Raw genomic sequence first — 13160 nt, forward strand, 5'->3', positions numbered from 1 at the left:
CGAAATGCTGAAGAATCGTTATTTCAATTTTTCAACAAGCTCATCATATTTTGGACTGTTCAAGAAATTATCAACTGAGATGTGATGAGCAGCTGGTACTTTTGCTTTCGCTCGATCGGTTAAGTCTTTATGTGTAATAATAATATCTGCATCATTCGGCAAATTATTTATGGCCGAGTTGGTCACATCTATTGATAGTCCTGCTTTTTTTAATTTATTTTTTAAAACAGAGGCTCCCATTGCACTTGAGCCCATACCAGCGTCACAGGCGAAAATGATTTTTTCGACATTTTCCATTTCATTGTTTTCAGGCTTCGTTTCATCTGTTTCATTTTCTGTTTCAGCCAATTCTTTGACTAACTCATCATATTTCGGGCTATTTAAAAAGTTTTCTACCGAAATGTGGTAAGCATTCGGGCGTTTTGCTTTCGCCCGTTCTGTTAAATCTTTATGCGTAATAATAACATCTGCATCTTCAGGTAAATTGTTTATCGCTTTATTTGTGACATTAATAGAAAGTCCTGCTTTTTTGAATTTATTTTTCAAGACAGAGGCTCCCATTGCGCTTGAGCCCATACCAGCATCACAGGCAAAAATAACATTTTTGACGTTTTGCAGGGAAGATTCGGGTGCCTCTTTAGAGAAAGAAGCTGCATTGCTTTTCTTCCCTTTCATTTCTTGCATTTTTGCTGCTGCCGATTCGATATCGTCTTCTGCTTCTTTTTTAGATGATTTTAATATCACACTCGCTACTAAGAAAGAAATGAGAGTTGCAACAATGACACCTAAGAACATGCCAACAAAGTTTCCTCTTGGAGTCATTGCAGTAATCGCAATAATGCTTCCTGGTGAAGGAGTCGCGACCAGCCCTGTGTTAGTCAGCATAAAGGTTAGAATCCCACTTGCCCCGCCAGCTATAGCTGCTAAAATCAATAATGGTTTCATTAAAATATACGGGAAGTAAATTTCATGAATTCCACCTAGAAAGTGAATAACTGCTGCACCAGGTGACGATTGTTTAGCAGAGCCTTTTCCGAAGAACATGTATGCAAGCAAGATCCCTAGACCCGGTCCAGGATTTGATTCGATTAAGAACAAGATTGATTTTCCAGCATTTGCTGCTTGTTCAACAGCAATCGGTCCAAACACTCCATGGTTTAGAGCATTGTTTAAGAAAAGCACTTTTGCCGGTTCAACGAAGATGCTAGCTAAAGGTAACAGATTAGCATTTACAATGACTTCTAACCCATTTCCAAGCGCTTGAGTAATTCCTAAAACCACTGGTCCGATTCCAAGGTAACCTATGATTGATAAGATCCCTGCTACAATCCCCGCAGAAAAGTTGTTGACTAACATTTCAAAACCAGATTTCACTTTGCCCTGAAACAATTGGTCAACCTTTTTGATCGCATAACCGCCAATTGGACCAATAATCATCGCTCCGAGGAACATTGGAATGTCTGCCCCTACGATAACTCCCATCGTTGCTGTGGCCCCAACAACACCACCGCGAAGGTCATGAACCATACGCCCGCCTGTGAACCCGATGAGCAGCGGCAACAGGTACGTAATCATTGGACCTACTAATTCCGCCAGGCTTTCATTTGGCAGCCATCCATCTGGAATAAATAAGGCCGTGATCAATCCCCAAGCAATGAATGCCCCAATGTTCGGCATGACCATTCCGCTCAAGTAACTGCCGAAGCGCTGGATCTTAACCTTTATATCATTATTTTGTTTTGCTTCCATTGAATAAACCTCCTGTTCATCAACATATTGTTGACCTAACTAATAAAAGAAATAAGAAATTAAAACAGTAAATCATCTTGCTGTTTCTGCCTACACCTTTATAGTAAATCGCTTACATAAGAGATTCAATGAATAGAAAACGTGATTTTGTCACTATTGCTGTTGCCAAAACTAAATTGTGGTCACCTCTAATGGGGGGTGCCAGGCACCAAACTGATGATGTGGTGCCTGGCACCGAGTTTACAATTTGGTGCCTGGCACCTTTTCTAAAACAAACTTCTTAAAGTTTTCCTCTTGTGGGTTGTAGAACAGGGAGAGAGTTTTTTCGGGGTTTACATATTGGTTATCAGGATCTAACTTCATGTACGATCTATAGCTGCTCCACTTATATTCTTCCAACTTATCTACTATACTCGCTTCAAGTGGATTTAAATGGATATAACGGCTTACCTTCATGAAGTAGTCTCTATCATCGATAAGCTTTGCTCCGTACCTTCCTTGAAAAACATGACCTACTAAATCATACCGGCGATTAAAATAACGGGCATATTTTGAGTGGATATCGTGCATGATGCTTTGAATTGGAAAGTCAATGGTTTCTAATTGAAGGTGAAGATGATTTGGCATGAGGCAATAAGAATGAAGGAGGAAAGGAAGGTTAGAACGGGTAACTGCTAGTAAACTCAAATATTTCAAATAATCTTGGTCATCATAGTAAAGAACATTCCTCCTATTTCCTCTAGCAGTAATATGATACATCGCTCCAGGATACCAAACACGCAGTTTTCTTGCCATTAATTAGCTCCTTTCATTATTAAAGTACACTTTTTCAGTCGACAAAAATTACTCTGTTGGGTGCCAGGCACCAAATTTCAATTTGGTGCCTGGCACCCAACTCCTTATTTGCATATGTGAAGCGCTACTTGTTCTCCGACTTGATGGCGAGGCTTCCCGATGGATTGGATAACATTCAATGATTGCTTCCCGGTTTGTATGGTGTAATGGACTTCCTTTCCTTGAAATTGAGAGAATGCAACCTTACCGATTAGTTGATTTCCTTTTCCTTGAGGCTTGGCCAGACTCCATTGCTCCGGCCGAATCGGATAAACATTTCCGTGTTTAAATTCTGGGGATACTCCGATATCAGGTAATATTACTCCTGGATAGTACTCTGGAATAAACTCATTTTTACCTTGCCAGCGGCCTTGCAGAAGATTGCATTTACCGACAAATGTAGAAACAAACACCGTTTTTGGTTGATTGTAAATGATTTCAGGTGTATCGACTTGCTCAATACTGCCTTCGTTCATGACAACAATACGGTCAGCCATTGCTAATGCTTCACCTTGGTCATGGGTAACATACACAATCGTAGTTCCCATTTCTCGATGAATATGCTGAATTTCCTTTCTCATTTCCATCCTTAATTCTGCATCTAAAGCACTGAGCGGTTCATCCATTAAGAGCAATGAAGGCTCTGGCGCTATTGCTCTAGCAAGCGCAACCCTTTGTTTTTGCCCTCCGGATAATTCAGAGGGGAACCTTGTGGCTAAGTGTTCTAATCCGACAAGATTAAGCACTTGCTGCACTCTTGATGCAGCATCTCCTCTTAATTTCTGTTCAACAAAACGATGATGTTTTAATGGAAACTGGACATGTTCTTGCACTGTCATATGCGGCCATAAAGCGAAGGATTGAAAAACCATCCCTATGTTCCGCTGATTAGGCGGAATAAGAGTTTTGGCAGATCCAATCTCTTCCCCATACATTTTAATCATACCTTCAGACGGTTTCATAAAACCCGCTAATAATTTTAAAAGTGTCGTTTTCCCACAGCCTGAAGGTCCCAACACTGCAACAAATTCGCCTTCCTTGAACATTAAATTAATTTCCTTTAATGCTTGGAAGGACCCATATCGCTTACTTACGTTATCAATGTTTATCATTTATTCCTCAACATCCTTTTACTCCATAGCTTTTGAAACCACACACAAATAGCAGCCCCTATCAAAATTGAGAAGACAATGACACTTGAAAATGCAGTGGAATAAGTACTATACCCTGCCTGTTCAAAACTAAAGATCATGACTCCTATAGTTTCTGAACCACTTGACCAAAGAAGACTTGAAACAGTCAATTCTGTCAAAGCAGTTAAAAATACTAATAACCCTCCCCCGACTATGCCTGGCAGAAGAAGCGGCAGCAAAATCTTCCGCCACTTGGCAAAACCATTTGCTCCAGATGTTAATGCTGCCTCTTCCATAGAAGGGTCTAATTGTGAAAAAGCTGTAATACTTCCGCGAACCTGAAGGATTAGAAAACGGGTAAAATAGGCAATCACCAAAATCCAAATTGTACCATAAACACCCGGCTTCCATCCTGGAATTGGTTGAATCCACATCAAGATAATGGCTAATGCCAGAACAGTACCTGGTAAGGCATAAGGGATCGTCACAATTATTTCTGTGAATTTAATAAAATGGGAAGGCCTTTTATAACGGAAATAGGCAATCATCGTACCTGTTATTAAGCAAATGACCAGTGTAATGCCGCCAAGAAAAAGGCTGTTAGTTATTGCAGATATCATTTTTTGATCCTCGAATAAAACATAATAATAATTTTTGAAGGACAGGTTTTCCAGGCGAAAAGGCAGTCCGTATGCTTTAATCAATGAAGTAGCTGCCATGGTGATAAAAGGAACCAAACTTGTCATGATAAGTAAAAACCATATCCCTGCCTCGAGCACGATCTGTTTATATTTCCCCAAAAAAATTCTTGGTTTATTGTCTCTCAAATTTGTTTCATTGACTTTATTCTTTCTCGTAATCACCCATTGAATGATTGTTCCGCTTATCGCAACCAAACCGAGAATAACCGATAATACAGCTGCCCGGGCAAAAGCACTTGGTCCAAATCCTACTATTTGTTCATAGATATACGTGCTTAACACTTTAATATTCGCAGGTATGCCAAGGAAGGCAGGGACACCAAAGTTATCTAAATTTGATATAAAAGCAAGCAGCCCTCCGCTCGCAATACCTGGTAAAGCCATAGGGAAAACTACCTTCCAAAACAACACGAAACGACTGGCGCCGGACGTCCAGGCTGCTTCTTCAAGCTCTCTGGGAATCTTTTTAAAAACGTCTACACTTAACAGGTATACTAAGGGATAATTCGTTATGCCTAACACAAAAATGATCCCGCCCATGCTGTAAAGGTTTGGAGTAGAAAGAGATAAAGATAACAAATCATTAAAAAAAGCAAAAGGACCAGTTTTCCCAAAAAACTGAACCCACGCCAGCGTAGAAATATAGGAGGGAATAATGAACGGCAGGAAGATGAACAGCTGCATCCAATTCTTACCTCTTATATCCACATAGGCTATGATCCATGCGAGAAAAATTCCTAAAATGACAGAAAAAACAGTGCTACCTGCTACAATATATAACGTATTCTGAATAGTGAGCCAGGTCATTCTTTCTGATAGAACGGAAGAATATTCTTCAAGGGTGAAGGTTCCTTCTGATATAACGCTCAACCAAATTAATCGAATGACAGGTAGAAAAAACAAAAAGAGAACGAAAAGCAATCCAATTGTTTTCCAGCTCGCAGAAAAAGAAAACGGGGTGAATTGCCCCGTTTTCTTCACACTTTTTTGCGAAATCATTGTGCCACTCCTCTGATGTTCTATTGCTGACCGAATATTTCGCCGAATTGTTTTTTATCATCTTCTCTTGCTTGATACAGCTCAGTGATGTCAGCATCAAGGACCTTCATCTCATCAATTGTCTTTAATCCTTCTGGTGCTTCAATTCCTTTTCTTATAGGTGTATAACCTATTTCTGCCGCAAGTTCCTGTCCTTTTTCTGAAAGAACAAAATCAACAAATGCTTTAGAAGCCGCTTCATTTTTCGTATCCTTCATTATCCCAACAGGCTCAGTAATAACAGGTACGCCTTCTTCAGGGTAAACGAGCTCAACTGGAGAACCTTCTGCTTTAGCTCTGGCAACTACAAAATCTACAACCATCCCGTAGTTCTTTTCACCAGAGGCAACAGTTTTTAATACATCTCCATTCCCTTTTGTAACCGTCGTTCCGTTTGCTTTTAAATCTTCATATAACGCCCATCCAAATGGATCTTGTCGTGTAAACACACCTAAATTATATGCTGCAGCCCCTGAATAAAATGGGCTTGGCATTAAAACAGAACCCTTTGCTTCATTAGAAGTTAATGCATTCCAGCTTTTTGGTATTTCCTTGACATTTTCCGTATTCACGACCATTGCCGTTGCCATGACTTTTGTTCCAGTATACATTCCATCAGGATCTACTAAGTTTTCAGGAATTTCTTTTCCCTCTGGAGATTTATAGGATAGAAGAAGGTCTTCTTCCTTTAATCCCTCAAAAGTAACAGAATCTGCTACTAGCAGAACGTCAGCTTGTACATCTCCAGCTAATTGCTCAGCCTTAATTTTTGAAATAACCTCTTCTGTACCTGAACGGAAAGTCTCAACTTTAACATCGGGATACTCTTTATTAAAAGCCTCCACAAGAGCGACAGCATCAGCGTCTGGTTGTGAGGTGTAAAAATTAAGCGTACCTTCTATCTTCCCGGAATCATTCTGAGCAGATGAAGCTTCAGAAGTTTTTGAAGAGCTTGAGCTGCTTCCACAAGCAGTAGTAAAAACTAGAATAAGCGCAAATAACATAAAGCATGACCATTTTCTCAAATTAAATTCCTCCTAATATTGGTGCAAATCGACCATCTTTCATTTAGCTTACTGAACCATTGTTAAGGATTTGTTATAGAAGAATAAAAAAAAGTTAATTTTTCTTAATGAAAAATTAACAAAAAAGAAAAAGGTACAGGCCTTTTGACTTATGACCTAGGAGTCGATAGCGCCCGGAACTGGACAACGATCACTCACTTTACCTGCGCTAATATTTTAATCAACTTAAACTTATTGAAACTAGAACGAAAAGCGCAGAGCGCTAGTCCTTCGGCGACAACCACTAGGCGAGCCTGCATGAAGGTTGTTCTTTAACCTTCTCAGGCGGATTGACCCTGAGACCTAAGGGCCGATGGCACTCGGAGGTGGACAAAGATACCACTCTTTATCACGTTAATACTTTAATTAACTTAAACTTTCTTTACAGATAAAAGAAAAGGGTCCATGCACCAAATTTCAATTTGTGCATGGACCCTTCTTAATTATGTTAGCATGTGCTATCCAAAATCCCATCTATAACTTCCTTTTTGGCTGCTAATTCATCAAACCATTCTTTGTCATCCATATGAAGAGCCATGTGCATTAACTCTAAATAATCCTTAGATGTAAGAATAGGAGAATTGAAATCTTTTACATTTCTCATATTATATTCCATTTCTTGCACCCCTTTTAATAGATTAAATGATGGAATAGAGCAGAACTCTTGCTACCTTCAGCTTTTTTTGCAATTCCTTAATCTGCTGTTCATATGATTCTATGATGACTTCACAATATAGTGTTGGTAATACTTTTCCCTTTTTTAACTCTAATAAATCATTTTCAAACGAAATTTTTAGTATTTTTTCTTCATATTCTGCAATTAAATCAGATAGAGCTACCCTCACCAAGTCATCAAAGTCCGAATCAAAACCGACATTCACTGATGGTTCCTCTTTCAATACCCCTATCATTTTACTTCCTCCCAAAACTAGTAGTTGATACTATTCTTACTAGATTTTGAGCGAAATATACCTATTTTTTTAAAAAAATTTTACAAAACAAAAAAAACGGTACCAGGTACCAAAGGTACCTGGTACCGTTAAAGGCGTTAAGGCATTAATCTTCCATTCCGCTCATGACAAATTTCTTATAGTTTTCTTGACTAAGATTTTGAAATAGAGATAGAGTTTTTAAGTGGTGTAGATGGGGATTAGGATATGAAGAAATATAGGAAGAAAATGAGCTCCATTTATATTCTTCCGGATTCTTAACGACCTTCGCTTCTATTGGGTTTAAATGAATGTATCTGCTTACTCTAAGAAAGTGTTCCATTCCCTCAATTAGACTCGCTCCATACCTGTCCTGAAATAAGTGGCATAATTTCTGGTGGAGATGATTCATGATATCTTTAATATGGGTATTAATTGTTTCAATTTGCAGATGCAGGTGATTCGTCATTAAACAATGGGAGTGAAGATAGCAGGGGTGTTTTTCCCTTGTTAATTCTCAAAATATGTTAACCGATCTTTTTCATCATAAAATATCGTACACTTAACTTTTCCTCTAGCAGTTATATGGTACATTGCACCGGGATACCAAACTCTGTTCTTCCTTACCATTAGTTTCTGCCTTTCTATCATTTGATTTACCTCGTACCTATTCGACATTCTTTCACGTTTTCCTTTTTGTGTTAAGAAAATAATTAGGTATCAGGTACTTGCGGTTCCTGGAACCGCGAGTACCTGATACCCTTTATTTAACCCTTAACAGAACCTGCCAAAAGCCCTCTTACAAAATATTTTCCTAACAAGATATAAACGAGCAGTGTCGGGAGAGCTGCAAGCAGTGCTCCTGCCATTTGGACATTCCATTGAACGATTTGACTTCCTGACAGGTTTTGCAGGGCGACCATGATTGGCTGCTGATCAGAGGTTGTTATTGTGACGGCAAAGAGAAATTCATTCCATATATTCGTAAACTGCCAGATTGCCACGACAACAAATCCAGTGATCGAAAGCGGAATAATGATATGCTGGAAAATACCCAAGAAGTTTGCGCCGTCTATTTTTGCTGATTCTAGCATTTCGTCTGGAATATTTGTATAAAAATTACGAAACATCAGCGTTGTAATCGGTAATCCATAAATGACATGAACGAAGATGAGTCCTGGAATCGAGTTATACAGCCCAATCTCTCGTAAAAATTGAATTAACGGAATCAAAATACTTTGGTATGGAATAAACATTCCAAACAAGATCATTGTAAAAATTATTTCTGACCCTTTAAACCTCCATTTTGACAGGACATACCCATTCATTGCCCCTAACAATGCCGACAAAATTGTCGCAGGAATGACAAGATAAAAAGAGTTCATTAAGTTTGGTGCAAGCTTGATGAAAGCTTCACTGTAACTGCTGAGATCGATCGCAGTTGGAAGGGTCCACATGTTCTCAAGTGTCACTTCGGCAAGCGGCTTTAAGCTTGTAGTTAACATGACATACACCGGCAGTAAAAAAACAATACTGAATCCTGCTAAAATGAGATAAACCAAGGATTTGTTTACTCTTCCAAGAACCATCTCACACTTCCCCCCTTCGGCTTTGTATCAAATAGGGAACAATAAAAATGGCAACGGTTAACAGCATAATAATCGCAATTGCTGCTCCGTTTGCATAATAATTGCCACGGAATGTCGTTTCAAACATATATACACCTGGTACATCTGTTACAAAGTTTGCACCAGATCCTGTCATTGCATAAATCAAATCAAAAATTTTTAATGAAATGTGTGCCATAATAATTATGACACTGACCGTAATCGGTTTAAGCAGCGGAAGAATAACCTTTCTAAAAAGCTGAAATTCTGTCGCACCGTCCATACGGGCAGCTTCCCGGACTTCATCAGGAATAGCACGCAAGCCCGCTAAATACATCGCAAGTGAAAAGCCTGTCATCTGCCAAACTGCAGCAATTACAACAGCAAAAATCGCAACTGGAATTCCAAACTCAGTTTTTCCCCATTGAAATCCAGCCAAAATCGTCGTATCTGTATACCACTTCGGCTGAATACCAAAAGTTTTTAAAAAAAGGTTGATCCCTGTTGAAGGGTTTAATAGCCATTGCCAAATAACTCCTGTGACAACAAATGATAACGCCATTGGAAAGAAAAAAATATTGCGGAAGATCGACTCTCCTTTAAGCTTTTGATCAAGGAGAACGGCAAGCGAAACGCCGATTACTATAACCAAGCCGATAAATAGAATGGTAAAGAATAATGTATTACGTAAATCAGCTTGAAAGCGGAAATCTTGAAAAAGATAGATATAGTTTTGAAGACCGGCAAACGAAAAATCCGGCACTAACGTATTCCAATTGCTTAGGGACACATAGCCAGTCCATCCGATAAATCCATAAACAAAAACCAATAACAGTAAGAAAGAGGGAGCTAAAAACAAAAATGACATATAATGATCGCTTGTTAAACGAGCCCTCTTTTTCACCCTCACTCCAGCAGCGGACGCTGTTTGTGATCTTACTGTCTCCATCTGCAAATCAACTCCTTAGGGCAAAAATGGCGGTACCAGGTACCTTTGGTACCTGGTACCGATACTATTTGGCGTTCTTGATTGAGTCTACGAATTGGTCTACGTCTTGCTGGGTTACGAAGATGTTGACGGCTTGGTTAACCTTTGTCAGGAAGCCTTCTTCAGCGGCTGAGCCGTGTGCCAAGCTTGGAGCAAGTTCAGCTGTTTTGAAATCTTCGATTGTCTCACTGCCATATTCATCATATTTTGAGACATCTGCATCTACCCGTGCAGGAATGGACCCTTTTAACGGATTAAAAGCATCTTGTCCTTCAACCGAACCTAAGACTGACAAGAACTTTTTCACTCCTTCAGGATTATCAACACCTTTAGGTAAGCCGAATGTATCGGTAATAACCATGAACTTCCCGTCTGTTCCAGGCGCTTCAACATATCCAAAATCCTCATTTACTTTCAACCCTAAATCATTTACAAAGTATCCTTTAGCCCAGTCACCCATAATGTTCATAGCCGCTTCACCATTGCCTACTAACTGAGAGGCATCCTGCCAGTTACGAGAGCTGTGATCTTCATTTACATAACTCAGCATTTTCTTGAAAATTTCTGTTGCCTCTTTCACTTTTGGATCATCAAATGCCAACTCGCCTGTCCAAAGATTTCCATAGCCTTCGACCCCAAGGTGCCCTAGTAAAACCGTTTCATATATATGGGTTGCAGTCCATGCTTCTTTATCTCCCAATGCTAACGGAGTAATACCTTTTTCCTTCAGTGCATCTGCTGCTTTAAAAAACTCATCAAATGTTGTCGGCGGTTCCAGTCCGTTCTCTTCGAAAATCTTTTTATTGTACCAAAGCACATTTCCTCTATGAATATTGACAGGAACAGAATAAATTTTTCCCTCCTTGCTAACCATGTCAATCAATGACTCTGGGAATTTATCCATCCAGCCTTCTGCTTCATAAAGGTCGTTTAACGGCTCCATTTTACCGGCAGCTACCCAGCCTTCATTTAGTTCTGCCCCTCCATGAACCTGAAATGTTGCAGGAGGATCATCGCCTTGCATACGGCTCGCAAGCACAGCCTTCGCGTTCGTTCCTGCACCGCCGGCAACCGCTGCATTCTCAATCGGCACATCTGGATACTTTTCTTCAAATAAGGCAAGTAATGCCTTTAATCCATCTTCCTCACCGGCACCTGTCCACCAACTGAAAATATCAAGCTTTCCACTTTCGCCAGACTCTCCATCTCCACTTGCTTCCTCCGTAGTACCTCCACTACAAGCAGATAAAATCAGAGCAACAACAAGAAGTAACGACAAAAAAAACCCCTTTTTCATTTCTCCATCCCCTTATTGATTAATTATGTAATCGCTATCAATTAGGATTATATCGAGAAAAAGAGGCTCTCTTTCATTAAATAATCTGTACTTTTTTATGATTTTCTTCACTTTTTTAATGTAGTCTGTTAATAGTGTTTATTATCTTAGGTAAGGTCCCATTAAATTCTTCTGAATATTGTTTATCTCGATCTAAATCCTTCCATAAAAAGAGAAAGAACTTCCGAGATTTCTTCGAGCGATTGTTTCTGGTTCGGTTTTGGTGCAATCCATAGCGCAGCCTCATTCATTGCACCTGAGAGGAGATGCACCAAGGTATTGATGGAAATTGGCCTTAGACAGCCGTGCTGCGCCATAACTTCTAATTGATCCTTTAGCAGTCGCATGGAATTTTGTTGATCCATCGTGCGCCAAGTCTCCCATCCCAATACTGCCGGTCCATCTATTAATAAAATTCTCCTGTTTTGGGGTTCGACTGCGGCCGAAACAAATGCCCTGCATCCTAAAAGAAGCTGTTCCCATAAATCATCGCTTTTTGCAGCCTCAGCTTCAACTTTTTCTGCTATTTCTTGCTGAACAGATTCAAGAACCGCATGGAACAGTCCTTCTTTACTCCCGAAGTGATGATAGAGTGCACCCCTAGTCAGTCCTGCTTTATTAACGATTACCTCCATTGAGGCATGTGCATAACCTTGTTCAGTAAAATAATCACGAGCAACTTTCGTCAGCTTCCGGATCGTGTCCTTTGTTTGCTCCGATTTCTTCATTTCATATTCTCCTTCTAAGTTTTTTCCCTTGTTTTTTCCAAGAGATGTTCAGCATCCCTGTCCCCTGAATTGATCAGTGATCTCAAGGCATGACAGGTGATCCAGGTTATATGCTCTCCCCCATGTTCCAAACGATCACGAAGCCATTCTAACGTAATGGTTCTATAATCCTTCGTTAAATCATTTAAATGGTTGGCTACGGATTTTCGAACATAAAAAGAGGCATCATTTAGTAAGGGCTCCAGCAAAGTTAGTCATCACTATCACTGCTTCTTTCTTTGTTCAACCAAACGCTCTCCGTATATTGACTGCTGTAAGATTCGGAGGGTGGGATAATAGTAATGACATCAATTAATACACCGTTTGGATCTGAAGTGATGAAATGTCTTTGTCCAAAAGGCTCATCTCGAATATCAAGATGTAGAGGCAGATTTTCTTTGAGAATAAGTTTTTCGTATTCCGCATCCACATGATCTACCTCAAAGTTTAAGATTAATCCCTGCGCCGTTTTTCGGAAGGCTTCAGGGATTGTAGAGTGTGATGCCTCAAGCAGAGCTAATTCAAAAGAGGGTGTATTCCGGAAATTCTTCAGACTTACGTACCAGTCGGCCTCATATACAGTCTCAAAGCCAAAATAATCCTTATAAAAATTTGAACTGACAGCAACCTGCTCCGTCAGTATGACAGGATACACACTAGTGGGTTTCATTGGAAAACATCCCCTTTGTATGAGTATACTTGAATTTTAACATACGTACTGTATGTATGCAATTTAAACGCTGCTTCATATCCTAAAAAAAACCAAAGTTAAAATCACAACCAAAGTAAGTAGTCACGGAGATATTTTGTTTACTTAAAAAGAGATATGATGTTTCTATATCTTCTAAAGTCAGGTATAAATAGTAGTAGAAAAGTTGCATAAAAGAAAAAGACCTTTGGCGCTCAATTTATTATTAAGATTCATCATCACTTTTTGTGAAAATAGCACAAAAATAGGAAAACACGAACGAATTCCTGGCAATAATGTTAGTTACCACAACAAACATTAGGAGG

Annotated in this window: 12 protein-coding genes; all 12 read right to left on the minus strand. The window is 39.5% G+C overall.

The features are described from left to right. Positions 1 to 18 precede the first annotated feature (18 nt). On the minus strand, positions 19 to 1749 hold the full coding sequence (locus IC621_RS22770; protein WP_191161788.1) for a PTS mannitol-specific transporter subunit IIBC: 1731 nt from the start codon (positions 1747 to 1749) through the stop codon (positions 19 to 21). Between the two features lie 240 nt (positions 1750 to 1989). After that, entirely contained in the window at positions 1990 to 2544 is a 555-nt protein-coding gene (locus tag IC621_RS22775; protein ID WP_191161790.1) for a transposase, read from the minus strand. A 104-nt stretch (positions 2545 to 2648) separates the two neighbouring features. Continuing rightward, on the minus strand, positions 2649 to 3695 hold the full coding sequence (locus IC621_RS22780) for an ABC transporter ATP-binding protein (protein ID WP_191161792.1): 1047 nt from the start codon (positions 3693 to 3695) through the stop codon (positions 2649 to 2651). Continuing rightward, positions 3692 to 5416, minus strand: coding sequence for an ABC transporter permease (locus IC621_RS22785; RefSeq protein ID WP_191161794.1), 1725 nt, complete (start codon positions 5414 to 5416; stop codon positions 3692 to 3694). Before IC621_RS22785 ends, IC621_RS22780 begins: the two co-directional genes overlap by 4 nt. Before the next feature lie 20 nt (positions 5417 to 5436). Then, complete coding sequence (locus IC621_RS22790; protein WP_191161821.1) at positions 5437 to 6459, minus strand: ABC transporter substrate-binding protein; 1023 nt, start codon at positions 6457 to 6459, stop codon at positions 5437 to 5439. 508 nt (positions 6460 to 6967) lie between these two features. After that, positions 6968 to 7135 (minus strand): hypothetical protein, encoded by a 168-nt coding sequence (locus IC621_RS22795; RefSeq protein ID WP_191161795.1) that lies wholly within the window; start codon positions 7133 to 7135, stop codon positions 6968 to 6970. A gap of 22 nt (positions 7136 to 7157) precedes the next feature. Continuing rightward, a complete protein-coding gene (locus IC621_RS22800; protein ID WP_191161807.1) occupies positions 7158 to 7430 on the minus strand; it encodes a hypothetical protein in 273 nt (90 codons plus the stop codon). Between the two features lie 785 nt (positions 7431 to 8215). Beyond that, positions 8216 to 9037, minus strand: a complete 822-nt coding sequence (locus IC621_RS22805) for a carbohydrate ABC transporter permease (protein WP_191161809.1) — start codon at positions 9035 to 9037, stop codon at positions 8216 to 8218. A 1-nt stretch (position 9038) separates the two neighbouring features. After that, positions 9039 to 10004, minus strand: coding sequence for a carbohydrate ABC transporter permease (locus IC621_RS22810; RefSeq protein WP_191161811.1), 966 nt, complete (start codon positions 10002 to 10004; stop codon positions 9039 to 9041). 64 nt (positions 10005 to 10068) lie between these two features. Then, positions 10069 to 11340, minus strand: a complete 1272-nt coding sequence (locus tag IC621_RS22815; RefSeq protein WP_191161814.1) for an ABC transporter substrate-binding protein — start codon at positions 11338 to 11340, stop codon at positions 10069 to 10071. Positions 11341 to 11522: 182 nt separating this feature from the next. Continuing rightward, complete coding sequence (locus IC621_RS22820) at positions 11523 to 12107, minus strand: TetR/AcrR family transcriptional regulator (protein WP_191161816.1); 585 nt, start codon at positions 12105 to 12107, stop codon at positions 11523 to 11525. A 250-nt stretch (positions 12108 to 12357) separates the two neighbouring features. Continuing rightward, positions 12358 to 12816 carry a VOC family protein gene (locus IC621_RS22825; RefSeq protein WP_191161818.1) on the minus strand — a complete coding sequence of 153 codons (459 nt, stop codon included), beginning with the start codon at positions 12814 to 12816 and terminating at the stop codon, positions 12358 to 12360. Positions 12817 to 13160 lie beyond the last annotated feature (344 nt).

It is taken from the genome of Metabacillus arenae (assembly GCF_014773385.1).
Classification (GTDB): Bacteria; Bacillota; Bacilli; order Bacillales; family Bacillaceae; genus Metabacillus_D; species Metabacillus_D arenae.

What these genes read in the sequence shown, in the direction of transcription:
- IC621_RS22775 (WP_191161790.1), bottom strand. Translation starts at nt 2,544, where the DNA reads ATGGCAAGAAAACTGCGTGTTTGGTATCCTGGAGCGATGTATCATATT.
- IC621_RS22785 (WP_191161794.1), bottom strand. Translation starts at nt 5,416, where the DNA reads ATGATTTCGCAAAAAAGTGTGAAGAAAACGGGGCAATTCACCCCGTTT.
- IC621_RS22820 (WP_191161816.1), bottom strand. Translation starts at nt 12,107, where the DNA reads ATGAAGAAATCGGAGCAAACAAAGGACACGATCCGGAAGCTGACGAAA.
- IC621_RS22825 (WP_191161818.1), bottom strand. Translation starts at nt 12,816, where the DNA reads ATGAAACCCACTAGTGTGTATCCTGTCATACTGACGGAGCAGGTTGCT.
- IC621_RS22780 (WP_191161792.1), bottom strand. Translation starts at nt 3,695, where the DNA reads ATGATAAACATTGATAACGTAAGTAAGCGATATGGGTCCTTCCAAGCA.
- IC621_RS22770 (WP_191161788.1), bottom strand. Translation starts at nt 1,749, where the DNA reads ATGGAAGCAAAACAAAATAATGATATAAAGGTTAAGATCCAGCGCTTC.
- IC621_RS22790 (WP_191161821.1), bottom strand. Translation starts at nt 6,459, where the DNA reads ATGTTATTTGCGCTTATTCTAGTTTTTACTACTGCTTGTGGAAGCAGC.
- IC621_RS22815 (WP_191161814.1), bottom strand. Translation starts at nt 11,340, where the DNA reads ATGAAAAAGGGGTTTTTTTTGTCGTTACTTCTTGTTGTTGCTCTGATT.
- IC621_RS22795 (WP_191161795.1), bottom strand. Translation starts at nt 7,135, where the DNA reads ATGGAATATAATATGAGAAATGTAAAAGATTTCAATTCTCCTATTCTT.
- IC621_RS22810 (WP_191161811.1), bottom strand. Translation starts at nt 10,004, where the DNA reads ATGGAGACAGTAAGATCACAAACAGCGTCCGCTGCTGGAGTGAGGGTG.
- IC621_RS22800 (WP_191161807.1), bottom strand. Translation starts at nt 7,430, where the DNA reads ATGATAGGGGTATTGAAAGAGGAACCATCAGTGAATGTCGGTTTTGAT.
- IC621_RS22805 (WP_191161809.1), bottom strand. Translation starts at nt 9,037, where the DNA reads ATGGTTCTTGGAAGAGTAAACAAATCCTTGGTTTATCTCATTTTAGCA.